The 629-nt window shown below is 41.8% G+C and carries 1 protein-coding gene; it reads right to left on the reverse strand.

Features of this window, described 5'->3' with window-relative positions; translation table 11 throughout:
* Positions 1-89 precede the first annotated feature (89 nt).
* Positions 90-629 (reverse strand): cation transporter (locus R8O11_RS28830; protein WP_318195072.1); only part of this gene is annotated, 540 nt, incomplete at its 5' end.

Raw genomic sequence — 629 nt, forward strand, 5'->3', positions numbered from 1 at the left:
GCCGTTACTGGCGGTTTTTTGTTTTCGTAAAGACTGAACACTCAATTTAGGTGCTTTATGATAGAAATACCTGACTTTTATTTCGTGTTCTAACAATTCGCTACGTTTAAGTTCAGTTGCAGTTTGAATCTGTGCTTCGACAGACGCGTGGTTAGCTGTTTTCGAGTTTGTTCAAGAGTGTCGAGTTCAATCATGTCATCATCAACGTGTAGATCAATGTTCACGCGAAGCTCTTGACCAACCTTCGTTATACCAGCCAGTTTTAACTGATGGTCAGATACTTTTTCAATTTCTAAAACGTCGTTACCAACAACCTGACAAAGTTCTTTGCTTGGTGTCATCATTAGTAACTCACGCAATGCGCCACACAACATATCAAATGGTACTTTTAGGAAGTAGAAGCCCATAAGTAGCATCATCATTGGGTCCGCGTAGACTGCGTAATGCGCGAATGGGGTAAGAGATACTAGCCATGCAGCGATAAAACCAACAGTAACTGCCACGCTTAATAGCGTATCCATTTGCCATTGTTTTTTCTCCGCATCGATCAGACCTGATGAGAACCGACGACTTTTTTTCGACATAAACCACCAAGCATAACCACAACCGATAACGTTCACGAGACCAAA

This window comes from Vibrio sp. 1288 (assembly GCF_033344475.1).